Origin of the sequence: Arachidicoccus ginsenosidivorans (assembly GCF_007971385.1) — a bacterium.
Taxonomy (GTDB): Bacteria; Bacteroidota; Bacteroidia; order Chitinophagales; family Chitinophagaceae; genus Arachidicoccus; species Arachidicoccus ginsenosidivorans.
In genome coordinates, this window is record NZ_CP042434.1 from 1890466 (window position 1) to 1916060 (window position 25595).

Genomic DNA, 25595 nt, shown 5'->3' on the forward strand with positions numbered 1-25595 from the left:
TTTTTGTATATTTTTCTACTGCTCATACCCGGGATTCTGGGGCTTTAAGGCCGGATTGCGTTGCAATTCCGTGGAAGGAATAGGCATGAGCAGATCTTTCTGCTGAAATTTCTGTCCCCTCCCATTATCATGACCAACAAGGGCGGAAAAGCTGACCGTATGCCCAGCACCTACATCCGGGTACAATCTGGTTCTCACCAAATCAAACCAAAAATGGCCTTCCATCGCCAGTTCCCTGAACCGTTCTGCCAAAATCAAGTCCCGTCTGGCCTGCTGGCTGGTTGGAATGGATGGTTTGTGCACATAGGCCCTGCTTAGGATCGGATCCAGATAAGGGGTGGGATCCTGCCCAAGTGCATTAGCGGCCTCCGCAGCAATTAAATAGACATCCGCCATTCTGTAAACATCTATATACTTGCTTGAAGCGGCCGTTTCAAATATAGCCGTACTATCATACCACCTGAATGGTAAGGTAGGTATTTTTATCGTTGTCAGGCTACCAGATTTATTGATATAGCTAAAAGAATTGTGATAAAACTGGCGATTATGCCTTCTGATATCGTTTGTACTGTCATACATGGACAATAATGTATTGGAGGGTGTCCACGGTGTAGTCATGAGCGTATATTGGACTTTCAGATCCGAATTAGGAATAGGCACCGGAAATGAATTAGGCAAGGTATACTCCGGGAACCCCGAACTCTGGATATTGCCATTATATTCTATAAAATAAAGATACGCACTTCCCTGGTCATAACTGGTCAGTCTGAGTTTATCGAAAGCTGTCGAATTGCCGTCACTAGCGAATAGTGCATAACCGCCTGTGCTTTGAATCAGTTTTTGTGCCGTTTGTAAGGCTTTGGTATAACTCTCTGCCCCCTTTTGTAATGGGTAACCTGCCATGGTCAGATAAACTTCTGCCAAAACAACCTCGGCAGATCCCTTTGAGATACGGTTGCCATTACTGCCCATGGGTTTATCTGCCAGGCCGCCTTTATCAATCGCCCAGTTAAGGTCTTCTACGATGGAAGCATATACAGAATCTACTGAGGCTCTGGGTGCATACAGGTTTTCAAGTGAAGTATAAGGCGCTAAGATAAGAGGAACGCCGCCAAATATGCGCACCAGATAATAATAATCTACTGCACGGTAAAACCTGGCTGTTGCAAGCAAAGGCGCCTTTGCTCCCTCTGCAATGGACGTGCTAGCAGTCACTTTATCTATAATGGTATTGGCACTGGCAATAGAACTGTAAAAGGAGGACCAGATCGCTCCCAGATAATTACTGGCATTACCCACCGTTTGCGTCAAAGAGGCAAAATGTCGAATACTGGGATCCTGGGCGACCGTATTGTTGGCCAGTCCGGATAAATTGTCCAGGGTAAAACTATTCGTGCCATCATATAACCCATTGATATTATAAAAGCGGCCAGGACCAGTACCTTTACCATATAAATAATTAATCGCACTCTCTGCCTGGGAGACAGATTGAAAATAAGCATCTACAGGCGTAATACTCTTGGGAGATTCTTCCAGAAATTTATTGCAACTACAAAGGCTGCCACTTAAAAGACAAATGCCCAGTAATATATTTGAATATTTCATAAATAAATATTTGAATCTTGGGGTGAATTAAAAAGTTGCATTTAAACCGAAGGTGAATGTTCTTGGTTTAGGATATTGGTAGAATTCTATATTCTGTCCAAAGGCCGGTGCGCCAGGTGTATTCCAGGAGATATTTTCCGGATCATACCCTTTATAGGAGGAGGATTTGACTAAAAATACATTCTGACCACTTAAATAAAAGCGCAGTGATTTTATTTTCGCAGACTTTAGAAGGCGCGTAGGCAAGTTATATCCCAACACAATATTTCTGCCCCTGATAAATGAGCCATTAGCCACCCAATGGCTATCAAAGGCGGCCGACTGGCCGGCATCTGGCGCAAAGCGCCACTGCTGAATCGGGGTATTTTGGTTTTGGGTTGTCCAGGCATTCATCACCGAAGTCAGAGAATTACTATATCCTGTCCTGTCTTCTGAGGAAAATAAGAAGGCTTGCGCAATACTGGCACCTTGTGAGAATTGCAGATCAATCATCAGATCAAATCCTTTATAGCTGAAAGTATTGACAAAACTTCCCGTCCAATCAGGAGTTCCCTTTCCCAGAATTCGCTTATCTGCCGATTCTTTTTCTTCCCCGGCATGATAGGGATAATTAGGGTCTTTCGCCTTGCCAGCTTCAACTTCCTCCTCACTATAAGTACCTAGCCTTTCATAGCCCCAAAACGAGCCGGCAGGCTCACCTACTCTTAAAATGGTAAACCCGTCTGATACCGGCCCCCAGAAAGGGCCGGGAAAAATATCTTCATCATTGCTTCCCAGGGAAACCACTTTATTTTTATTATAACTGGCAACAATATTCGTAGTCCAGTTAAAATCACGATTTATTATATTGCGCGTCGTTAAAGAGAGCTCTACGCCTTGATTGGACATAGAACCGATATTACTCAACACGCCACCAAATCCTGTAGAAGTTGGAATAGGTTTATTTAAAAGTAAATCAGAGGTCAGCTTATAATAATAATCACCTTCGAAGCTGATTCGATTGTCAAACATCCTGAGTTCCAGCCCAATATCTGTTTGCTTTGTTTTCTCCCATTTGAGATCCGGATTGGCTAAACCATTAATATAAGAAGAGGCTTCTCTCGTACCATTAATCAGCGTGGTGCCGCTGGATACGGTAGCTAAAGATTGATAGGCGCCTATTTCGGTATTACCTGTAATGCCATAACTACCACGGATTTTTAGAAAACTGATCCAATTAGCTTTCTTTATAAAATCCTCATTGGAAAGGATATAACCTAAGCCAATAGAAGGAAAATAACCGTACTTATTGGTTTTACCGAATCTGGAAGAGCCATCGGCTCTTTCGGTGAGGGTAACCAGGTATTTATCCGACATATTATAGCTGGCACGGGCAAAATAGGAATTAATGGCCCAGCTGGTATAATTACTGGAAGGCGGGTTGGGTTGGGAACCGGCTCCAAGATTATATTGTCTGTAGAAGTCATCCGCAAAATTCTGCGTGGAACCGCCTAATGTCTGATCAATACGCTTTTGCCAGCTTGCTCCTGCGAGTATATTCAAATGATGGATCCCCAATTGCTTATCAAAGGTCAGGTAATTCTCCTGTTGCCAATAACGAATCTGCTCGTTGGTAATAGAGGCCACGCCTTTTTGATTGGCTGATATATTCATCAGATCAGAAGGTGAATAATAATCATAGCGGATATCCTGATTATCGATCCCAAACTGAGTTTTAAATTGTAAGTCCGGGGTTATTTTGAAATTAAAAAAGGCATTACCAAAAACCTGACTTCTCGTATCCTGATTGGTCTGTGATAATAATACCTTGACCGGATTTTCAGCAGCATCCAAAAAGGAGTAATCTGAAGAGCTTTGATTGTTGGCCCATGAACCATCCGGGAATCTGACAGGGATGATGGAAGGCATCTCTATCATGGTCCGGGTCGGCGTATTGGCGCCTGTTCCAGGATTAACAACGTCTTCTTTTGAATAGTTATACAGCAGATTAACCCCAAAATCGATCCATTTATTCAGGGCTAGATCATGTGTAAACCGAATATTATATCTGCGCAGGTTAGAATGCAGCATAATACCCTCATTATTGGTATAATTGAAAAATACCCCAGTAGAGGAATGATCACCTTTATTTTGAATGGAAAGTTGATGATTGTTAGAGATCGCTGTTCGGGTCACTTCTTTTTGCCAGTCTGTATTATAAAGGGGGTTTCCATTACTGTCAAAAAGAAGCGGATCCGTACGTTTAAGTGTTCTAGGCGCTGCTCCCCAAAGCGGATTATTTGCCATCCCACCGCTTAATACTTCTAAAAACTGATCAGAATTTAATACCGGTAATTCCCGGGGCAGATGACCCGCACTAATAGAAAAGTCATAGGAAACGATCGTACCATTCGTACTGGCGCCTCTTTTTGTGGTGACCAGGATCACCCCATTGGAGCCACGTGCACCATAAATAGCAGTAGCTGAGGCATCTTTTAGTACTTCCATGCTTTTAATATCACCTGGATTCAGGTATTGAATATTGGTCATGGCTACACCATCTACCACATAGAGTGGATCAGTAGAGGAATTAATGGAGCCCATGCCCCTGATAACGACACTAGCGAGGCCGCCAGGTGCCCCGGAATTAAGTGACACGCTTACGCCAGGAACGCGTCCCTGGAGTCCTTCCAGCGCATTGGTGACTGGCTTAGAAAGTAGTTCTTTGGCACTCACAGAAACAACCGAACCCGTTACATCCGTTTTTTTCATGGCGCCATAACCGATAACGACCACTGAATCCATATTACTACCGGCAATTGAAAGGATTACCTCACTGGCAGCATTTGCCGGCAATTCCTTAACTGTATAACCGACATAAGAGAAAACGAGTAGCTGCGCATCTGAATTGACCTGGAGGCTAAAATGGCCATTTGCATCCGTAACTGTTCCGGTTGTTGTATTTTTTATGACCACCGAAACGCCGCTCAGGGGCAAGCCTTCACTATTTTTCACCACGCCAGATATCTGCCTTTGTTGCCCATAGGCGCACAGCATAATTATACTGCAGGCCAGGACCAGAAGCATTCTTTTTATCGGGAAAACCCCGTACATAAAACAATTTGCATTCATGAGTGTTAATTGAAATAATTGAATGAAAGAAAATATCCAAAATCATTCGTGAATAGGCATACCTATTGCTTTCGGCCATTCAGCCAATATTTTTCCTGTCCCCTTTTTAAGGGAAATTCTAGCATCACTAATAATAATTATACAACCCTGACAGCCTTAGCAAAGGGTACTCGTCTCCTTATGCAAACAACAGCTGTCTTTTTAGGCATCGCGCATTTAGCATCTTTCCCTACTCAATCGTATTTTATACCAGTATATAAGGCCTGATTTAGAGCCGACCAAGATGTTTTCTACAGAATGCATTTCACTTCTCCAACATTTTCAGCAAAAGAATTTTATGTTCATACATTCTTACATAAAAGTAATTGCAAAATTTTTACTTTCCAAAAAAAATATAGGCATTTATTTCTTAAGCGGTATAACCCTTCTGTAAGAGAACCGCTTATCTTCCTTACTATTTAAAAATTAACTTTCAGCTTTTTTATTTGTTCACTTTAGACTTATTCAGCCAATAAGCTTCAATATCCTCCAGAGAATGCCCTTTTGTTTCAGGGATGAGTTTAAAGGTCAGCCATATAGTCGGAGAACATAAAACGGCAAAGATCCAAAAAGTGCCTGCGGGACCCGCGTGGTCGAGTAATATGGGCGTAAGCCATCCGACAAAGAAATTGGCAACCCATAGCGATAAAGTTGCCAGTCCCATAGCCCTGCCTCTTATATGCGTTGGAAAAATCTCCCCAATGATAATCCAGCATACCGGACCAAAAGAAAAGGCGAAACAAGCAATATAGATCAGGATAAAAAGTAATATCCAGGGGCCTTCTGTCACCCCACCATAAAACAAAAATCCGATGATAATCAGTGCCAGGCAGGCAATCCCTGCACCAACATATAACAAAGGTTTACGACCCCATTTATCAACGGTAAAAATGGCCACAAAGGTAAAAAGCATATTAATGATCCCGATAGATACCTGGCCACCGAATGCGCCACCTAAGGTAAAGCCTGCAGCATCCAGAATTCTTGGCCCGTAATAGATCACGGCATTAATCCCGGAGAGTTGTGACAATGCGGGCAGTACAAGACCAATAATAAGGGCGGTTCTATATATTGGCTTCATCAGCTCTTTTAAACCCGTTTTATCGCCAGTCGATTGGTGAACGCCGTCCTGCATGGCAGCCATTTCAAGGTGCGCCTGCTCGGCCGTATTCACTTTATACACCCATTTACGGGCAGCCACCTTCTGTCCTTTCATCATTAACCAGCGGGGAGATTCCGGGATGGCCAAAAGGCTCAACATAAAAATAACCGCAGGCAATACGCCGATGCCCAACATAGCGCGCCAGACATGAGCCGTCACGATCCAATTCAAAAATCCTTCGCTGGCAAACCTGGCAGATTGTTCAGAAAGTCCCAGCAGCCAGGCATTTGAGAAATAGGCGCAAAGTATGCCAACCGTAATGGCCAGCTGATAAACAGCGACCAGTCGACCCCGCATTTTAGCGGGTGCAAATTCCGTAATATATAAAGGGGAGACCATGGACGCCACCCCAATACCCAGTCCGCCAATAAATCTAAACCAGAGCAATTCCACTTCCGGCTTTACCAGGCAACAACCAATTGCAGATACCGTAAATAAAAGCGCTGAGAGTAGTAAGACTTTTTTTCTGCCATAGCTATCACTAAGCTTACCTGCGCCTGCCACGCCTATAATGCAACCCAAAAGGGCCACACTCACAAACCAGCCTTCGCTGGCGGCACTCATGGCATATTCTGATTTTACAAAGCCGACTACGCCAGATATTACAGCCGTATCAAATCCGAATAAAAAGCCTCCGAGTGCGGCTACACTGCAAATCAGGATCAAATACTTTAATGCGCCTGTATTCATATTTTGCACGCCTAGCGTAGTACCCTGAAATGCACTTTGGTCATTCTCTAACATAAAGCTTGTTTAAATGAATATGATTTGTTTAAAGATCACTTGTTTCGTCTACAAAATTTTACCTCTAAAATATCATTAGTCCTACATTGCCATTCAGGATGACCACAATGTAAACGCATGAATGCTAATACTCTTAATAAATAACCCTATTTGGCAAAAGCCTGAATGACTTTTACTGTATTTTCTAATGCTTCTTGCTTACCCTCATGCTTATCCTGACGTTTATCGGGAACAGGATGAACAAGTTTATAACTTTCCACTGCGGCTGGAATAATAAAGGTTTCTGCATAGCCGTAATAATAAACCTTTCCATTAGGGAGTTCGACTAAAACCCCATCGCCTTCCACGACCATCATAATCTGACATTTGCCCAAAGTCTGCACGTTCACCCCCGTTTTAATCTCAAAGCGACGAATGGCATAAAAGTGTTCCGGATGCGTCGGAAGATCAATAATGCTATAATTATCATTTGATTCCAATATCTCCGGCTTGACGCAAAGCTCCTGTTGAACGACCTGTCCTTTTCTTGAAAAATCCAGATTTTTAAAGGCGTGGTCTATATTAATGGGTCGGGGTTTGCCATTTAAATCCGGACGTACCCAATCATACATTTTGAAGGTAAAAATATAAGGTGTTGCACTGATTTCAAGTACCAGATTATTAGCGCCTGCACTATGTACCGTTTGATTGGGTATTAAAAACAGATCATGCTTTTTTGCCGGCAATAACTGAACAAACTGCGTTATGTCAATAGCTGCATTTTCCTGGTGGCTTCTCTCCAATTCAGCACGGAATATTTCTGGATCAATATCATGTTGAAAACCTAAATAAACACCTGCACCTGGCTCGGCGTCCAAAATATAATAGGTTTCATCCTGGGTAATCATTTCTCCAAAGTGCGCCTTAATATAAGGCAAGGATGGATGGCATTGTATCGATAGATTCCCCCCATGGAAGGTATCCAGAAAATCAAAACGAATGGGAAAGTAATGGCCGAAGATTTCTGCGTCACTGCCTAATATAGCCGTGGACTGACTGGCCATCAGCATATCAAAAGGAACTTCCAGCAAATAATTATCGCTCTCAAAAACAATTCCGTTTTCGGGAACAATGAGTTCAAATGACCAGGCGTAATTCACCTCCTCCTTACTTAGTTGATTAAAATGGTTTTTCATCCAATCGCCGCCCCATGCGCCTGGTGCAAACCAGGGACGCACTCTAATGGGCGCATGGGTTACTTTTTTAAAGGCGGCGTCCAGATCCGCTTTAAAGCACCAGTTAATATCTGTGCGCCACTGTGCATCTACCACTATTTCAATACTGGACATGATTCGCTCCCTGTGCTGATCAAGTATAGGCCAGTCCACAAAATAGGAGCGCTTATACATCTGAGAATAATCTGCCTTGACACTGGTCAGTAGATTACCAGCAGTGCCTGCCCGCATTCTATACTGGATTTCATTTTTGGGGAGCTCCACGAATACGACCGGAATATCAGGACCGCAAAGGCCAGCACCAGAACCAAATATAATCACAGGATCGCCCTTAAAGGATTTTAAGTGTTTAGCCGTCAGGCCGGTCTTTATTAAATCCCGATCAAACAGATCCATCAACTGCAAATCCGTTTTGGATCCCCAGACCGCTCCTGGCGCACCTAAAAATGGGGCAACCAACCTTTCAATCTCTTCCTCTGGTTTTGCAAAAGAGGCAATATCTACCCAGGTAGGCGAATAGCCACGGTCTGTTAAGGCCATAGAGAGCCCTTTTTGAAATGCTAACCAATCCACCCCTTGATATCCATCAATGGCGATGGTTTTGGTGGGTGTCTCCACTGTGAAATAAAGTATATGTTTAGCAAGCGCCTCAAATCCTGACAGGATTTTGCCACTTCCCAGGCTATGATAAGGGAAAATATCATATTGCTTGTTTACAGCAGCGGCTGAACTAGGTGCTTGAACCGGTTGGGTGGACAGGGCAGTCTCCAAATATGCAAATTCTTTAGGTACACCGATGCAAATTGGCAATAAGCTCTGATGCGTCTTACGCCACTTATGGTCCAAATGATCAAAGTTCAGTTTGGCATTTAAAATTAACGCATCATGCACATCGGATGTCACCCCAGGTTCTCCATACAATTTGTTTCCCTTAATCCACTCGTGTGTTTCTGGCAAGGATCGCTTTAAGCCATAGGCCGCTCCGATAAGCGGGGTAGCCTGCATCTGGTCCGCATTAAGAATAATAATATCAACCGATTTTTGATCATCCGTCAACATCGTCTTTCGCATGGAAGGCAGAAATAAATCTGCCGCCCCTGCAATACCGCCGCCCAGAACAATGGTTGCCGGCCGAAATTTTTCATACCAGGGTTTCAGACAAGTTCCCAGACCAAATCCCATCACTTTAAAAGCTTCCAGTGCCAGAGCGGATAGCGCCGGTACATTGCCATTGCCATTACCATTGCGATTCGTTTGAGCATCTCCGCCCAATCCAAGTCTTGCCAGTTTAGCCAATTGTTTTACATCTGCAATTTTATCCGAATAGTCAGCCGATTGACCAGAGTTATATACCCGGTCATTTACATATTGTAATAACCCTCTGGTGGAAATTAATTCCTCACTGATACCATAGGAGAAAAATCCTTCCTGGACCTGATCATCCTCAAAGGCAGCCATATCCATGGCAAACTGTAAAGGTTGATTGTAAAGATGTCCTCCTGCAGGGACGTTTGTCCCTGATTCCAGCGTATCTCCATTATCCACAAAGGCGCTACCAAGGCCCGTACCTAAGGTAATCCCGATGAGTTTACTGGAATCTCTTAAACCTTGCACCTGCTCCTTTTTTTCGGCCATTTGCCCATTTGGGGGATGACCATGGTTTATTTGTGCTACATAAGCCCCTAATCCAAAGCAATCCGCATCATTTTTAAAAAATATCGGCATCGCCTCCTCAATGGGGAGCTGATCATATAAAAACCTTTTTAAATCAACGCCATACAGGTTACCGAATTTATCCAACCCACTGAGTCTGAATATTCCTCTTTCATAATCAAAAGGCCCAGGCATAGCAATGGCTATCCCCACCATATCATACTTATCAACAAGATCCTCAATGGCGTCCTCAAAGGCAGGTTTTAAGCCTTCCATCAGGATTTCATAAGCACCTGCCCTTGCGTCCAGCTTTGCTTCCTTAACGGAAGAAGGGATTAGTTGCAATGTTTCCAATTTAATGAGTCCAGTGGTAATATGAGAGCCTCCAATATCAGCGCTCAGAATAACTTTGTTTGAATGTTTGAACATAAAGAATCTTAAAAATGACGGCTAGCTAAGCCTTATTGATATTGATAGAATAAATAAACCGATCAGATCTGTAATAGCCAATATTATATTCTATTGGACGATCTCCCGCGTCCATTACAAATCTTTCCCTATATAATACAGGCGCCTCGGGCTTAACCTGTAATTTTTTTGCCATTTTACCGGCTGTTAAGGCACTGATATTTTCTGAAGACCGGACAACCCGCACCCCGTATTTTCTTTCTAGCATCGTATATAAAGGGATATTAAAATCATCGTGTTCATCGACACCTATGCGAGGGTGAAAGAAACTTTCAAAATATACGATTGGCTGCTCGCCATCCTTTGTACCTTTTAATTTACTCAGTTTCAGGATCTTTCTGCCTTCTTCCACGTTAAAGAAAGCGGCCAGTTTTTTATCCGCATTTACCCATTTGGCATCCACACTCAAATTAAATACTTCAATTCCTCTTTCCCGCATCTCATTGGTAAAGCTATACCAATGATCCAGACCGGTATAAAGTGGTTTTTTGGGTGCTGCTTTTGAGCCTACTCCCTTTTTGCGCACAAGTAGTCCCTCATTTTCTAACTTATTGGTCGCCTGACGAATGGTATTTCTGGAAACCCCAAGTAAGTTGCTCAATTCCACTTCCTTGGGTAAGAGTGCTCCATCCCTGTATTCTGCGGAATGCAGCAGCTTTCTCATGAGTTCTTCCACCTGAACATGCAGCGGTATTGGACTATCATGATTAATTTCCAGTTTCATGGGACTATAGTGGTTTTATGTATATATGTGCGAACATAGTATTAAATTTTCAAACTACAAAATATTTATTGAAGCCGCGATCATACAGGGCGTGCCTGCACCTCCATATAAAAGGCTTATGATAGTCGATACCGCTTATTTAGCGGCTATCTCCTTCAGCTGTTTTACCAACCACAGAACGAGTACGCTTCCAGGGACGGGCCTTCCGAGACTCTTGCTAAAACTAACCTCCGCAATTAATTGTTGAAAAATAAAAAGGGTGACTCAATATCCTAATCAACAGGAATTGAGCCACCCTGCTTCCCATATATAAGCAGCATCTTGGTTGCCTGCGTACTACTAAATAACCTTAAAAATCAGTATGTTACTTTAAAAAGATCTCTTTTAGCTGTCCGATCATATTGCTATTACCAGTCAGGGATAACGATCCGATCTTATCGGCAATCCTTTCAACATACTCCATTTCCTTTAACTTCAAAAGGAGTGCATTTTCTTCCATCATTTTTGCGGTATTGAGCATGCTTCTGGTGGCTGCGGTTTCTTCTCTGCGCATAATGCTATTCGCCTGCGCTTTTTTCTCCGCAATGATGACCTGACTCATGATCTCTTTCATGTCTCCGGTAAGGATCACATCCCGGATACCCGCATCAACGACACTTACCCCTAAGGCAGTCACTTGGTCAGATAAATAAGAAAGGATCTCAGGACCCACTTCGGTTTTCCTGCTTAATAGTTCATCCAAAGTCATCCCGCCGATAAATGCCCTTAAAGCGAGCTGCACCAAAACATATAATTGTTTATCGTATTCCCGGTTACCCATCACTGCTCTGACCAGATCAGTCACCTCATAGCGGATATAGAAGTTAATCCTAAGGGTTGCCTTATCTTTTGACAGCAACTCCTGTCCGGCAACTTCCAGTTGCTGCATCCTGGTATCAATGGATTTAACTTCTATACTAGTTGCATTATTCCAAAAATAATAAGTACCCGCATCAAGGATTTTATCCAACTTACCTTCCACAAATAAAAGTCCTTTGTGTTGATTAGCGACCACAAGCTTCCTAACAAAAGCTCGGAGCTTTGGATTATCCAAAACGGCTCTGCTGATGCTCCTATCTATATATATGTCGGTCAAATCAACGCTAAGAAATGCCCGGTCTTTATCCTCTTTCCAATAGGCGTACTGACCGGTAGGCAGCACCTCCTGAAAAATACCTGCTTCAAATAAAAGGACAATTTCTCCGTCTCTCACCGATATTTTGTCTAACAAAGCGGCCAAGGGATCAAACTTTAAAAGCAAGTCAAGTGGCAACACCTTACTACTTATTGCTACGGATTTAGGAAGTATCTCTATTTGCTTATTACCAAAGATCCAATAAGCTCCAGCCTTCAATAGACCCACTAATTCTTTTTCTTTAAAGACAAGTCCTATTTGATAAGATGCAATCCTTACTTTTTTCATGATCTTTGTAATTTTGTTAAATAATTATTTCGTTTATTATAAATTTGAATAGCAATAGTCAGCCAAACGCCGATCTCCCAAAAAGCGGAAGCCAGGAAATATAAATAGCACTTTGCACCAAGGAAGGGATTTAGCTAACTACTCCAAACCGTATAATCCCATTTTTATCGGAATTTCTAATGAAACCAATGGCCCCAAGGGCCGACCGCTCAAAAAAAATCCAAAAAGCTGGCTAGTACAGCAGGCTTAGCCTAGCCTAAATGACCATCTCCCAAAAGTCCACGTTCACTGTTTATAAAGAACTTGACATACAAGGCTCAGGCAAATTGTTCGTATATGACTATTTACGATTAGTAAATAATCTCAACCAACAAGCGCCTAGCTGACATTGCATTCATAGAGCGGATTTTTTTTATAAGAATACCGCGAAAACTTATTTTTGAGATCCATCAAAAACGAATCCCGCTACAACTAAAATGTAGTGCTGCTTTTTTAAGGCAACGGTCATTGTCAAAACACGAGTAGTGTTTGTGGGAGTTTTCCCCCCGTCTAAGGATGTAAGGCTATCCTTAAAAACCACCTAGGAAGTTGAATAGTAAACGCCCGAATATCCGTAGATACGGGTTACTACAACGGCGCATGTCTGATTTAAATATCTTTTCAACAAAACGCTCATCTCGTCTTCCAACGATAAAGCAAAGTTGTCCCTATCACTACGCACTGGAGATACGCAGCGAAAAATATTTTTCAAAAAAATATATTTCCCTGTCAATCAAGCAATTATAATCAACCCCCAGCATCACAGCAAGCCAAATATTTTAATCTACGCAATTACAGTGCGTAGATTAATCCCTATCTTTACAATAATCAATACAAACTACATGTCCCTAAACAAACTCGCCCTGATCCGCTATAAGACCATTGATGCCTGTTTGCGCAATAAAATGCGCAAATGGACTTTAGAAGATTTGATTGAGAAGGTCTCCGATGTATTATATGAACGGGAAGGCATAGAAAACGGCGTCAGTAAACGCACTATCCAGGGGGATATCCAGGTTATGCGTAGCGATAAATTGGGTTATAATGCACCTATAGAAGTAGCCCAGCGCAAATATTATTATTACAGCGAGGAAGATTACAGCATTACCAACGCTCCTATGAGTGACAGTGATATCCAAAGCCTTAAACAGGTGGTAGATCTTCTCAAACAGTTCAATGGCTTCCAATATCTGGACGACATGAGTGAGATGATTGCCAGGCTTGAAAACAATTTATATGCCACCACCCATCCTACCCATAATTGTATTCAGTTTGAGGGAAATGATTTATTAACAGGGTTACATTTCCTATCCCCACTTTATCAATACATCCGGCAAAATAAACCCCTCAAAATCACCTATAAATCTTTTAAGGCAAAAGAGGCCCATGAAGCCATATATCATCCTTACCTGCTCAAGGAATTTAGGAACAGATGGTTTCTCATCTGCAACAGCAAAAAAGGTGACCAGTTACTCAATTTAGCACTGGACCGTATGATTACCATTGAAGTGGCTCAAAGCGTTCAGTTTCTGCCTTATACAGGCGTGGATTTTGACCGGTATTATAGTGACCTGATTGGCGTGACTAAAAACCGGACAGACCGCGCACACAAAGTCATATTAAAAGTCAATTCCAAAAATGCACCTTATTTAATCACCAAGCCGCTGCACCCTTCTCAACAGGTTCTCCATGAAGACGCTTCTGGAACAACCCTTCGTATAGACGTCGTATTGAACTTTGAACTGGAAAAGGACATTCTGGCATTCGGTGATTTAATCGAAGTTATCTCTCCCAGAAACCTTAGAAATTCCATCCGCAAAAGACTTCATGCGGCTAGTCAGCTATACGAGACTAGTTAACTTAAGCCCCATCCTTCCAACGGTAAATAAAATTAATTTAAGCGGTCGATTTTACAATAAAATCTCTTTATTCGACCAGGATCTAGGATGAGCCCAAAGCATTTAAAGGCAGTGGCTTCTGACAGGTTGATCACTTCATTGATCAATACAAGTCATTACCTTAGATTAACTGGTCATAATCATAGTCATCGTCATAGTCATAGTCACTCTCATTTAAAAAAAATCGCAGCACTACGTTTAATCACGGTCCAGTTTATGATCCAGATCTTAATCCTGATCCTGATCCTGATCCTGATCCATATTATAAAACCGTACCATGCAGCTGACCTGACGCTTCAATCATATAATCAGGGCTATCCTTTAAAATTATCTGGCCATCCTGATAACCTGTGGGTAGCTGAATATGGCTCAGTGTGACGTGACGCGCACTGTCTATTACAAATGCCGGTCTAAAATCACTTCCTGCCAGCTTAAGCGTAATATTTTTAAATGCAATGTTTGATGCGTGACGGATATAAAATCCCCAGGCAGGAAGCTCCCCAAACATCGTGAATTCCGGATAATTCCGAGTTTTCTCCGGCAAATCATTTAATCTACTTAAAGAAAAATATGCCTGTGCCTTGGAAGCCCGTCCTGGATAGGTAATTTCTATATTTTCAAGTTGTATATTTTGAACATTGTGACCTGGAATACCGGTTATAGAAGCAGGAAACGGATTATGAAACCCAGGTTCCGGTGCCCGCAAGTCATAATTTACGTCAGGTCTGCCAAATGGAATCTCCACCTTGACATTTCCTATATATACATTTTTAATGCTTCCAACTTCCTTTCCAGCTCTATGGCCCAAACGAATAAAAATTGCATTGCCTGTATTTTTGGCATTTATATGGGTTACATGGACATTTTCAATTACCCCACCGTCCACGGATTCTATCGCAATAGCAGAACGGTAGGTATCGCAAATATTGATATTATCAATCACTATATTTTTAAATCCGCCATAAGAGGCTGTTCCAAACTTAATGGCACTGGCACCGGATCTGATCCTGCAGTTAGCAATATAAAAGGAGTCATCAAAATATCCCGGATAATAGGACTTTAAACAAATCCCGTCATCTGCCGTATTAAAATCACAGTTTGTTATGCGCACATTTTTACAGTCTGTTAGATCTGTGCCATCATTATTCCAATAAGCCATATTCGTCACCTTCACATTATTCAAAGTCAGATGCTCACAAATCTCAAAGGACAACCCCCAACAGGCAGAATTTTTAAGGGAAGCATCTTCAATATTTATATTTTGGCAAAGAGAGAATAAAAGGAGTTTAGGTCGGACTTTCTCGTTAGGACGGTTAGAATAGTGTGGATCACTTATCTGTCCGATATGAATCAAACTGTCAATATTTAATGCCAGGGCTGTCCCCTGACCATCAATTGTTCCAGTTCCTGTAATAGAAAAATGATCTGCCTTGAAAGCTGCGATCAGTGCCAAGCTTGAATTGTCATCCTGTTTAGGGCTGACGGGGTGGCCGGGCCTATCGATCTTATGATAATCTCTCGGATTCGTACTTCCCAGTAATACAGCCTTATTATCCAGATGCAACTCCACGCCAGTTTTCATCTGCAGGGTGCCAGCAAGGAATTTCCCTTCTGGAATAACAACTTTTCCGCCCCCATTGGCATTAGCCGCGTCAATTGCTTTTTGGATCGCAGCTGTATTAATCGTCTTTGCGTCTCCTATTGCCCCAAAATCCGTTATTCGGTAAATATGATCGTTGCCGGACTGCCCCAGCAATTGCCTTGTGCCAAAACAAAAAACTAACAAAATAAAAAGATACCTTACTGAATACTGGTTTTTCCGGAGTTTGATCTTCATTACTGCATTAAATTTTATTAGATGGATTACCGCAAGTTAGCCAAATTTCCCATGCCGGATATATGAAATGTACCGTTTAACCAGCATGTTTAATATGATCAGAGTTGGAGACATTACCGACTTATAAATAGCAATAAATGGCTAATCAAAATCTTAATTTCGGGCTTAGACATTTTATAAATAGTTGAATTTCTATCATTTATACGCAAAAGATATCTAAAAAATGTCTAAAAACAATGCCATGTTGGCTATTTTATACATTGCACTTTTTTCTTATATAATGGTTACACCCCCTCCCGTTATTATTACTTCAAAATAAAATCAGCAGTTAGGCTGTGAAACAAGCCGCACAAATTAGGAACTTTTAACTATTTACTATATTCATAATGGAAATAATCAATATCTACATATCCAGCATCTGCCTGTTCATTATAATTAAAAATGGCAATCCTGTCACCCCGATATGCCCCCCACTTTAACTGATAGACGGCTCCAAAAGGGCTAAAATTGTGGCCGTCCAGACTATAATAAAACTGATTACGCCCATCCAAACTCCATGTAGATTTTAACCACAGGTCCTTACCTGTTAGTTGAATCCCCTTAATACTAACTTCATTATTTTTAAACAGAAGGTGTTTGCCAGTTGTATCCGAAACAACACCAATTGCAGCATAATTCGGGTAACCAAAATGAGCCATTCCCGCCCACTGGCCAGCTGACAAAGACTGAATATCCATTTTGATAGTAACTACATTTTTTCTGGTTCGATAAACACGCTGTGTAAGCGTATTGCCCGCTTTGAAAAAGTTCCCACTTTCCAAGGGTCGGAAGCTGTGTAACCTTAACCAGCCCAGGCGCTGAGTCAATGACCATTTATCTGATCGCGGTTGGTAATTCCATTCCCATGCAGGATTTAATTTACTTTCATTAAATTCATCATTTGTTAGTGGCAACACTATTTTACTATTTTTAACCGGCATTTTGCCTTGCCATACCATGCGACCAATCGTATCCTCGTCTGGACTGCCAAGTATAGGCCAGCCACTCCGCAAATTAACGGGTAACAGGCTCAAAACCCTTCCCGCCCAATCTCCACCTGTACCGTGGTGGGTCAAAAAATACCAGTTGCCATTCACCGCTTGAATAATCGCCCCCTGGTTAGGCTCATGAAATTGTTTCTGAGCATAACTAAGCTGTTTTGGCCCCTCATATGGGCCCCATATATTTTTGGAACGTTCCATCATAACGGCACGTCCTCCAGCCCTTACTTCACTGAAAAAATGATAATAAATCCCATTAATTTTATAGAGTTTATTGGCTTCACTGCCCCTGGCCTGATAAATAACTTTATCCGAGCTAGTGATCAGGCTTCTGCCATCTTTGGTCATCCTGAATAAATGAATCTTATATCCATCGCTAAAATGGGTCCCTATAAAATAGCCGTCGCCATTGTCATCCCAAAAAGGACAACCGTCATCCCATCCTTTTGCTGCTAAAACCTGATGGGGTGGTTCCCAGGGCCCTTCAGGATTTGTAGCTGTACTCATAAAGTATCCCTTATCAGGATCGCAAAAGTAAACCCAGAATTTATGATCATGATAGCGGATAGCACCGGCCCAAATCCCCCGACCATATTTATTCATTCGGTCCCAGTTCAAGTCAGCGGAGACATTGTTGAGGTCATCTACTACATGGCCAAGTATTTGCCAGTTCACCAAATCTTTGGAATGCAGGATCACAAAACCCGGGCTAAATTGAAAGGTGGAGGATACGCCGTAATAATCATCTCCAACGCGTATACAATCAATATCACTAAAATCTCCAGGTAAAACAGGGTTTGCATACATCCCATTTCCCTCATCACCCCATACCTGCCAGTCACCCCACACCGGGATCCGGAATTTATGCTGACCACGACATCCAAAAGATATACATAAGCCTGCCAGGAGTATTAAATGGACAAAAACTTGCTTCATCTTTTTATAATTCAGAATTCATGACTGGTCTGTCTTAGAGAAACATTAAAACACAAATAAATCTCAATTAGTTTCCTCATGTAATTTGTAAAATGACGCTCCGGCTTAATTATACCCTATCGGATTGCCTGATACAGTACTTGTAGGACCATTCAGTTTTAATCCTTCAATTTTTAGTGCCCAGGCAATATCACCTGGAGGACCCACCGGTAAAGAAACTTTCAGGCCGTTGCTGTCCTGGGTAAAACTTAAAGGCTTGTTATAACCCAGGAGTTTAACCGAACTGACTTTACCCATGCTATTTGGAAGCGAGGTAACTACCATCTGCCCTTTTGGCCACTTTCCCTGGAGGATGGCATATAAGTCATTATTTTTTACGGTAAAATTGATTTTAGGTGCATGATTATTCCCGCCTTCAGAAAATTTGACCCAATTATGCGTGTCATATATGGCCTCTCCATTAATATCCAACCATCTACCGATACCCAAAAGTGTTTCCCGCTGTTTTTCGGGTAGGGTGCCATCTGCAGTTGGCGATAAATTAAGCATCATGGTTCCATTTTTACTGGCAATTTCAATCAGCTTTCTAATAATAGAAGCTGCACTGGCGACAGACATACCTTTGGTATACCCCCAAGTACTCCCAATTTTCATGTCCACCACCCAGGTCCCGGTACGTATGCCCGGCGGCACTTTGCCCTCAAAATCAAGCACAGAACCAATTGTTCCGGTATTAACGCCAGAGGGTGCATAAGCAGCCTTTTTACTGTTTATCGTCACTTCTTTTCCCCATTTCTTTGCACTATTATAGTAATATGCAGCCACCATGAGTTTCAGGGGTCCAGGTAGCGTTGATCAATCCCGTTGTCAAACCATAAAATATCGGGCTTATATTTATTAATGAGCTCAACATTACGTTTATACCAATCTATCAGAAAGTTTTTACAAGCCTCATCACTTCGGTCAGCAACATGGTAAAAATCTTCCCATTTAGGATCAAATAAGTCCGCGTGCTCTGCTTTCATTTTGCTGAGCATTTCAGCAGGTGGATTAATAAATTGAAAGTTTTCAATTTCATGGTTAGTGAACCCAAATTTCAGCCCAAGTTTACGCACTGCTTTACAAAGTTCACCAATCAGATCACGGTGCGGTCCCATATCCATTGCATTGTAGGGGTAACCTTGCTATCCCACAGTGCAAAGCCATCATGATGCTGACAAGCCGGCGCAAAGAACCTGGCTCCGGATTTTTTAAATAAGGCCGCCCAGTCGTTTGCGTCAAAATACTTTGCAGTGAATATGGGAATAAAGTCTTTATAACCGAATTTATCCTGAGGTCCAAAATGTTGTATATGCCACGCGCCTATCCCTGAATTTGAATACATATGCTTTTCATACCATTCATTGTGGTAGGCAGGTACTGAATAAAGACCCCAGTGCATACAGAGTCCGAATTTAGCGCCCTTATACCAATCTGGAACCCGGTAATTTTCCTTTACTGACTGCCATGTTGGTTTAAAGGGGCCCTTTTTGCTCATTTTTTTAATTGCCCGAACAGCAGCAGCAACTACCTTCGGTGTTGTCTCTGGTGCCATATCAAAACCAAAGGTGTTTCCACCTTCTCCAATCTGCTCATTAACGGGCTTCGTGTAAGGCGCATCATGCTGAGGAGTATTTTTCCGCCCAGATGAATCAGGCTGCTGCGCAAAACCTACAGCCGTCCAACAAACAAATACACATAACAATACTTTGTATTTCATAAGTTTAAACATTTATCGTTGTCAGTTTTATTAATCAATTCTCTGTTCAATCCTTCAAATAATCAGCGAATAAGCCAAAAGAAAAATTTTTCGCCCATATATGACCAAATAGAACATAGGCGACCTTCCTCTTTTAAGCGCATGCTAAAGCTAAAATCAAAGCTAAACCAAAAGCAGGGTTAATCAAATGAAAGAAACGGACCTTTTCTTATACAAATCCGACATTTGTCGATCAACAAATCATTTACTATATGCAGACTCCAACAACAACCAATAGTAGCGCTGGCAATTTAGGTATTAAAGTCATCAAATTTACTCAAAACAGGGTTTTCAACAAGGATCATCACGTTTAAATGACCCGCTTTATTTAAAATCAAAACACCATTATTTAAAAGTTGCTGATATAGCAGCACAAAAAAATTTCATATAATTTTACGGCGCCGCGTATTTAGAAATCCCGGATACCCCGCCTCTCTTAATAATTGCATTGACCTTTCCATCAAGTCCTTTTACATTCCAGGTTTACTAGAGGAGCCCCTGGAATTTCTATATCTTCATAAGACCACTTTTAATACACTGATTCGCTTTTAGGCAAATTCACATTAATATGTGATTGACGAATAAGATTGCAAAATGGATCTTTGTGATGCAATAGCACAATCCATCTTCCAGTGGTCATTGCGTCAAAAAGAATTAATTATTCTTAATATGTCACAGTTACAACACTTAATATTAGGCAAAAACAGGCCGCAGGAAATCCATTCTTGCAATAAAAGCAGCGCAGGGATTGAAATTAAAAATTTACACCCTATTTATAAAATTCAGTTATGAAAAAAGTACAATTTGCTATATTCTTTTTGCTATCGGCCTGTCATTTGTTTGCTGCAATAAGCATGATAAGACCCCCAAAAAAATGAATTGAGGCATCACCCAAATAAGTGATGGCACAAACACATCAGATATCACTTATAACAGTGACGGAAAGATCGCTACAATAAAATTTATTCATGCAAATACGGCTCCTTTTCTTTATGCATATAGTTATTCAAAGAATACCATAACTGAGATCGTGACAGGTGCAAATAAGCAATTTATATTTAAAGCCATATTCACGCTCAATAACGATGGCCAAATAATAAATGCCATTGAATATGACAACGAAACCAAAACCGTGTGGAAAAAGAAAAAATATGCATATAATGGCAATCAATTGACCCAGACGACATATTCCAATTCTCAGGGAGCATCCGACGATTACAAATACAACTGGAAAAATGGAAATATGATTAGCTCGAGCCTTGGCGACAAACTCACTTATTATACGGACAAATCCATAATGCCCGGCGACGCTTTTACCTTGTCAATTTTTATGGATGATGAGGGAATTGCCAATGTACGGGCTTTGAGAGCGGTTAAAAATAAGAATTTACTAGCCTCTATAAATAACGTTGAATATAGTTATACGTTCGATACTAAAGGAAGAATCACTACGATAAAGACCACCCTTGCAAATAAGCCTGGTGCAACTTACCAAATAACTTATGGTTGCAATTAAATTTTTGAAAGTATTACCTACATTGCGATAGATCTATCTTTTTATATAATCCATTCTGCGTCCATTAGATTCGACCCGGCATCTAATCCATAAAAAAGACCATGCATCTGCTTTTCTGATGTATAGAAAAGTAGATGCATGGTCTTTATTGAATACTCATATAAATCGTTTGGTTGCGGCCCGGTAAGCAACCCTTAAGGCATCTTCAGCACCAGATACCCAAATGGATCCAGGCCAACTTTATCTTCCAACACCACAGACCTGTCAGCAAATGCATCCTTCCACTCCCCTTTGCAGGCAGCAGGAATGGAGAAATCCATGGATTTATTTCGCAAATTGACAATAACCAATACCTCTTCTCCTTGATAGGTCTTCGTAAAGGCGCAGACATCATCCGTACTGTAGGAGGTTAACGTACCTTTTCTGAGCGCATCACTCGCCCCACGAAATGTGAGAATTTTTGTGTATAAGGCTTTTATCTCCCCATTGACATCCCAGTCAATTTTAGTCGTCTGCCCAAAGTAATCCAGTCTCGTTGAGCAGCCTACTTCCTGCCCATTATAAACCATGGGCACCCCTTTCATATACGCTGCTACAATAAAGGACGCAATAGCACCTTGTTCTCCGCTAAATAGTTCCATAGGCGTACCATCAGATAAATCCACATCATGATTCGACGTGTACCTGACTACTCTGGAAGAGGAGGTCGCATTCACATATTCCGCCTGATTCAAACTATCTATAAGTTTTACAGAAGCCCCTTGCTTAAAGAGTCTGTCTTTCAGTGTATAATAGAACCCCATAGCGTATTTCAACTGAAAGCCAGAGGTAAACTGATCGTTTCTGGTTCCCTCCGCAAAAAGTAATAATTTATGCGCGGCAATGCCTTTTAACGAATCCAGTGCCTGTTGCCAAAAATCAGCCGGCACAAAATCTGCCGCGTCACATCTATATCCATCCACATTAGCGGTATAAATCCAGTATTTCATGGCACTGATCATTTGCAGACGCATGTCCCGGTTATTAAAATTCAGCGCAGCTACATCTTTCCAACCAGTGCCGACCGGACTGATAATCTGACCCGATCCGTCCACCTGATACCAACTTTTATTTTTGATCCATGGGTTATCCCAGGCGGTATGATTGGCCACCCAATCCAAAATAACGGCCATTCCAATTTTATGCGCCGCATCGACAAGGCTGCGAAGCTCATCCAGTGATCCAAATTCCTTATTGACCGCCTTGTAATCCTGCACACAATAAGGAGAATTCACAGAATTTAGCTGACCCACAGGATAGATCGGCATCAGATAAAGCACATTTACACCCAGCGCTTTAATATCTGCCAAGCGTGCTTCAACTCCTTTGAAATTGCCTGCCTGACTAAATGCCCTAAGATTTACCTGATAAATAATCGCATTCTCCGGATCAGGCACTGCACTATATGGTGTTCCATACTGAGAAGGATCCGCCTGAATAGAAGAATCAATAACGACCGGCGGTTCGGGCGGTTTTATCGTCGGTAACGAATTGCTTTTGCTACATGATGTAATGAGCAAAATCGCTAATATGGAGAATAAGGGTTTCATAGAGGTTTATTTTTTAGTGAGACTATAAGTATATTTTCCAGGTACGTGCAAATCCAGCACAATGTCATAGGTGGCGCTTTCAGGTACAGTTATATTCATTACACTTGCATCGTAACCAAAGAATGGATTATCTGCATAAGATAAGTCGCCATCTGCATTAATGCCAAAATCAATTACCCACCCATTATTGGCCCTAAACTTAAAGGAGCCATTGGAAGAAAGATAGGCCGTTGTTTTCCAGACTTGCTTCACCTCATCGTATTGCAACTCAGTATCCGTCACCCAACCCCCAGGTGTTGCATCACCCAGCATACTCCAGGTAGTTTGAACAGCCGTCCAGGTATTATTATTCAGATCTGCAGTCAATTCATAATAACCACCTTCCGGTACGGATAATCCGGCAGCATTTCCGTCCGTACTAAAGGTATTATTACCACCATCACCATAGTTGATGTGATCAAAATCAGGTGCACTTGTCAACTTAAAGTATTGAATGCCAGAGCCATTGATATATACATAGCCTTCGTATAGTCCTGCTTTACCGGCTACAGGACCTATAAAGGGTGCTGCAGCGGGATTCCACCCCTGATAATCACCTGGCACATACAGATTCAACCCATATGGCGTTATTTGTAGCAGAACGGCATTGGAAAATGCAGTATTAACTGTAGAAGCGGCACCATTATATTGATTCACATCTGCCTTGATTCTTGCCACGATTTGTCCTGAGTCTCAGGCACCAGTCCCATGCTACTTACCAGATTATTTAAAACCTTCCCGGTAAACCCATAGGTTAAAACATTTCGGTCTATAACAAACACCTTAGCTGCCTGCCAGCCATTTAGGCCTACCGTATCCTCAGGCGTTGTCAGCTCTAAAGTATAAGAGACGGCCGTCTCTTTGCCAAAATCTACAGCCGGCCACTGAAACCGGACCACCGTATCCGCATCACTAGTGGCAGAAAGCACCAAAGAACTTGCACTGACACTCAATGCATTTTCCTGGAAAACACCATTTTTAACAATGAGCATCTCTCCATCTTTATTACAGGCACTATTCAGGGCCATAAAGGCCATTAAAGTGAATAGACCTATTACATATTTGCTGATCTTCATAATTTTAGATTTATTTGGTTAGAACTTAATACCCTTCGTTTTGCTGCAGATTGGTATTAGAAATGATCTCTGATGCAGGGATAGGAAACAGGTTAAAATGACTATCCTTACCCGCACCGGCTTTCACACCGCCCTTCCATGGCCATAGATAATTATTACCGGAAAACTTACCAAAACGAATCAGATCCGTCCGCCGAAAACCTTCCCAGTATAATTCCCTGCCCCGTTCATCTAATATTGTATTCAGATCATAACTGGTTAGATCCCCTGGTGACCACCATAGGCGCGCTCTCTGAGTAAATTTAAATATCCAAGCGCCGTAGCTGTACTTCCACCCTGACCGCCGCGCGCAACAGCCTCTGCATAGATCAAATACATTTCTGCCAGCCGAAATAATGGAAAGTCTGTACTGCACAGTACGCCATCGGGGGATGGCGGTGTTGAACCGTTGGAGGCGGTATTATCAAATTTGTATACACTCTCCCCTTCATTAAATACCAATATGTCATTGATATCAGCGCTGCCAGGCCCAAAGAGTGCACGGCTATCATCTGTATCGCCGGCCTGGCTAAATAGATCTGGTAAATTTTTAGTGGATCTATTGCCCAGCCAGCCGCCGCTTGGGATCCCATAAGCCTTATTATCCGTAGGATCTGTACCGTGAGCGGAACAAATTAAAAAAGTCGTCCCCCCATAATTGGATGCGTTCACTCCGTCATAGGCAATCGGCAGAATGACCTCTGGATTATTCAGGTTATTATCACTTTTAAACAAATTCTTATAGGTTGGCATCAGACTGTAACCAGCACCGATTACTTTAGATGCATAGGTAATGGCATTAGTATAATAGTCGTTGCTATTCGTCCCGGTATAGATATTCGCATTTAGGTAAATTCTGGCTAAAAGTGCCCAATCCGCCGCCTGATCTACCCGTCCGTATTCATTCGTGTGGGGCGCTGCCAATGCCCCATCAATATCTTTTAATTCAGAGACGATATAATCGAATAAATCCTTGCGCTGAATTTGCTTCGGAATAAATTTACCAATAGGATCCTTTTCTGTCACAAAGGGTGGATTGCCAAATAAATCCATCAGCACCCAATATTGAAAAGCTCTTAAATACCTGGCTTCCGCCCGGTACCTGTGTACATCTTCCAAATCCTGCCCTTTAATGCCACGCTTTGCCAACAATTCATCTGTTGACTGGCGGATGAACTCATTACAGACCGTAATCTGATATAGACTGCGCGTATACATAGCGCCAATATAAATATTGCTTGACGTCCAGTTCAGATTATGAAAACTCAGTAATTGAGCGTCATTCCAGGCGCAGACCGCTTCATCCGTTGTTAGTTCCTGCATATTCCAGTAAGCCCGCAGAAAATCAGTGGTACCGGCATCAGTAATTCCCGGAAAATTTATATCAGAATTGCCGACCCCGGTACTGCTGACCAGGGAATAACTGCCATAAACTTTGGCAAGAACTTCTTTGTATCCAGCTGGTGTACTGTATTGAATTTCTGAAGTATTGGCATTTAATGGTTGTTGGTTAAAATCCTTTGTGCAACCGGCAAAGCATATGGACAAAAGGATCAGTGCAAAACCATATAACTTATTATGTTTATTTTTCATAAAATTGATATTA

Annotated in this window: 16 protein-coding genes and 1 pseudogene; 2 read left to right on the plus strand and 15 right to left on the minus strand. The window is 41.9% G+C overall.

Annotated features, from left to right (window positions below; all coding sequences use genetic code 11):
- Nucleotides 1-15: 15 nt before the first annotated feature.
- From FSB73_RS07690 to FSB73_RS07715, 6 genes are all read right to left on the minus strand, one after another.
- On the minus strand, nt 16-1605 hold the full coding sequence (locus FSB73_RS07690) for a RagB/SusD family nutrient uptake outer membrane protein (RefSeq protein WP_146780946.1): 1590 nt from the start codon (nt 1603-1605) through the stop codon (nt 16-18).
- Between the two features lie 27 nt (nt 1606-1632).
- Nucleotides 1633-4716, minus strand: coding sequence for a SusC/RagA family TonB-linked outer membrane protein (locus FSB73_RS07695; protein ID WP_146780947.1), 3084 nt, complete (start codon nt 4714-4716; stop codon nt 1633-1635).
- Between the two features lie 481 nt (nt 4717-5197).
- Nucleotides 5198-6661: a sugar porter family MFS transporter gene (locus FSB73_RS07700; protein ID WP_225974597.1), complete on the minus strand. Its 1464-nt coding sequence runs from the start codon at nt 6659-6661 to the stop codon at nt 5198-5200.
- Nucleotides 6662-6807: 146 nt separating this feature from the next.
- Nucleotides 6808-9957 carry an ROK family protein gene (locus tag FSB73_RS07705; protein WP_146780948.1) on the minus strand — a complete coding sequence of 1050 codons (3150 nt, stop codon included), beginning with the start codon at nt 9955-9957 and terminating at the stop codon, nt 6808-6810.
- 25 nt (nt 9958-9982) lie between these two features.
- Nucleotides 9983-10720: a GntR family transcriptional regulator gene (locus FSB73_RS07710; RefSeq protein ID WP_146780949.1), complete on the minus strand. Its 738-nt coding sequence runs from the start codon at nt 10718-10720 to the stop codon at nt 9983-9985.
- 364 nt (nt 10721-11084) lie between these two features.
- Nucleotides 11085-12182 carry a slipin family protein gene (locus tag FSB73_RS07715; RefSeq protein WP_225974598.1) on the minus strand — a complete coding sequence of 366 codons (1098 nt, stop codon included), beginning with the start codon at nt 12180-12182 and terminating at the stop codon, nt 11085-11087.
- An 881-nt stretch (nt 12183-13063) separates the two neighbouring features.
- Between FSB73_RS07715 and FSB73_RS07720 the strand changes: the two genes are divergently transcribed.
- Nucleotides 13064-14080, plus strand: coding sequence for a helix-turn-helix transcriptional regulator (locus tag FSB73_RS07720; protein WP_146780951.1), 1017 nt, complete (start codon nt 13064-13066; stop codon nt 14078-14080).
- A gap of 301 nt (nt 14081-14381) precedes the next feature.
- Here FSB73_RS07720 and FSB73_RS07725 read toward each other — a convergent pair whose 3' ends face one another.
- The 4 genes and pseudogenes from FSB73_RS07725 to FSB73_RS27515 form a co-directional block, all read right to left on the minus strand.
- Nucleotides 14382-15956, minus strand: a complete 1575-nt coding sequence (locus FSB73_RS07725; RefSeq protein ID WP_146780952.1) for a glycoside hydrolase family 28 protein — start codon at nt 15954-15956, stop codon at nt 14382-14384.
- Nucleotides 15957-16324: 368 nt separating this feature from the next.
- A complete protein-coding gene (locus tag FSB73_RS07730) occupies nt 16325-17932 on the minus strand; it encodes a glycoside hydrolase family 43 protein (protein ID WP_146780953.1) in 1608 nt (535 codons plus the stop codon).
- 105 nt (nt 17933-18037) lie between these two features.
- Complete coding sequence (locus tag FSB73_RS26480; protein ID WP_146780954.1) at nt 18038-18760, minus strand: alpha-L-fucosidase; 723 nt, start codon at nt 18758-18760, stop codon at nt 18038-18040.
- Between the two features lie 5 nt (nt 18761-18765).
- A pseudogene (locus tag FSB73_RS27515) lies at nt 18766-19703 on the minus strand (alpha-L-fucosidase).
- A gap of 1057 nt (nt 19704-20760) precedes the next feature.
- On the opposite strand from FSB73_RS27515, the gene FSB73_RS07750 reads away from it, so the two are divergent.
- Entirely contained in the window at nt 20761-21246 is a 486-nt protein-coding gene (locus FSB73_RS07750; protein WP_146780957.1) for a hypothetical protein, read from the plus strand.
- A 194-nt stretch (nt 21247-21440) separates the two neighbouring features.
- On the opposite strand, the gene FSB73_RS07755 is transcribed toward FSB73_RS07750, so the two are convergent.
- The 5 genes from FSB73_RS07755 to FSB73_RS07770 are packed head-to-tail and all read right to left on the minus strand — an operon-like array spanning nt 21441 to nt 25582.
- Entirely contained in the window at nt 21441-22835 is a 1395-nt protein-coding gene (locus tag FSB73_RS07755; protein ID WP_146780958.1) for an alpha-amylase family glycosyl hydrolase, read from the minus strand.
- Nucleotides 22836-22841: 6 nt separating this feature from the next.
- A complete protein-coding gene (locus tag FSB73_RS07760) occupies nt 22842-23552 on the minus strand; it encodes a cadherin repeat domain-containing protein (RefSeq protein WP_146780959.1) in 711 nt (236 codons plus the stop codon).
- Nucleotides 23528-23950 (minus strand): SusE domain-containing protein, encoded by a 423-nt coding sequence (locus FSB73_RS07765; RefSeq protein ID WP_146780960.1) that lies wholly within the window; start codon nt 23948-23950, stop codon nt 23528-23530. Before FSB73_RS07765 ends, FSB73_RS07760 begins: the two co-directional genes overlap by 25 nt.
- Before the next feature lie 25 nt (nt 23951-23975).
- Complete coding sequence (locus FSB73_RS26495) at nt 23976-24260, minus strand: RagB/SusD family nutrient uptake outer membrane protein (RefSeq protein WP_262712619.1); 285 nt, start codon at nt 24258-24260, stop codon at nt 23976-23978.
- The gene (locus tag FSB73_RS07770) at nt 24209-25582 is read right to left on the minus strand and encodes a RagB/SusD family nutrient uptake outer membrane protein (protein ID WP_262712543.1); all 1374 of its coding nucleotides are present in this window, start codon (nt 25580-25582) and stop codon (nt 24209-24211) included. Before FSB73_RS07770 ends, FSB73_RS26495 begins: the two co-directional genes overlap by 52 nt.
- Between the last annotated feature and the right edge of the window lie 13 nt (nt 25583-25595).

Excerpts from the sequence above, each read along its gene's own strand:
- FSB73_RS07690 (WP_146780946.1), bottom strand. The coding sequence starts at position 1,605 with ATGAAATATTCAAATATATTACTGGGCATTTGTCTTTTAAGTGGCAGC.
- FSB73_RS07695 (WP_146780947.1), bottom strand. The coding sequence starts at position 4,716 with ATGAATGCAAATTGTTTTATGTACGGGGTTTTCCCGATAAAAAGAATG.
- FSB73_RS07700 (WP_225974597.1), bottom strand. The coding sequence starts at position 6,661 with ATGTTAGAGAATGACCAAAGTGCATTTCAGGGTACTACGCTAGGCGTG.
- FSB73_RS07705 (WP_146780948.1), bottom strand. The coding sequence starts at position 9,957 with ATGTTCAAACATTCAAACAAAGTTATTCTGAGCGCTGATATTGGAGGC.
- FSB73_RS07710 (WP_146780949.1), bottom strand. The coding sequence starts at position 10,720 with ATGAAACTGGAAATTAATCATGATAGTCCAATACCGCTGCATGTTCAG.
- FSB73_RS07715 (WP_225974598.1), bottom strand. The coding sequence starts at position 12,182 with ATGAAAAAAGTAAGGATTGCATCTTATCAAATAGGACTTGTCTTTAAA.
- FSB73_RS07720 (WP_146780951.1), top strand. The coding sequence starts at position 13,064 with ATGTCCCTAAACAAACTCGCCCTGATCCGCTATAAGACCATTGATGCC.
- FSB73_RS07725 (WP_146780952.1), bottom strand. The coding sequence starts at position 15,956 with ATGAAGATCAAACTCCGGAAAAACCAGTATTCAGTAAGGTATCTTTTT.
- FSB73_RS07730 (WP_146780953.1), bottom strand. The coding sequence starts at position 17,932 with ATGAAGCAAGTTTTTGTCCATTTAATACTCCTGGCAGGCTTATGTATA.
- FSB73_RS26480 (WP_146780954.1), bottom strand. The coding sequence starts at position 18,760 with ATGGTGGCTGCATATTACTATAATAGTGCAAAGAAATGGGGAAAAGAA.
- FSB73_RS07755 (WP_146780958.1), bottom strand. The coding sequence starts at position 22,835 with ATGAAACCCTTATTCTCCATATTAGCGATTTTGCTCATTACATCATGT.
- FSB73_RS07765 (WP_146780960.1), bottom strand. The coding sequence starts at position 23,950 with ATGAAGATCAGCAAATATGTAATAGGTCTATTCACTTTAATGGCCTTT.
- FSB73_RS07770 (WP_262712543.1), bottom strand. The coding sequence starts at position 25,582 with ATGAAAAATAAACATAATAAGTTATATGGTTTTGCACTGATCCTTTTG.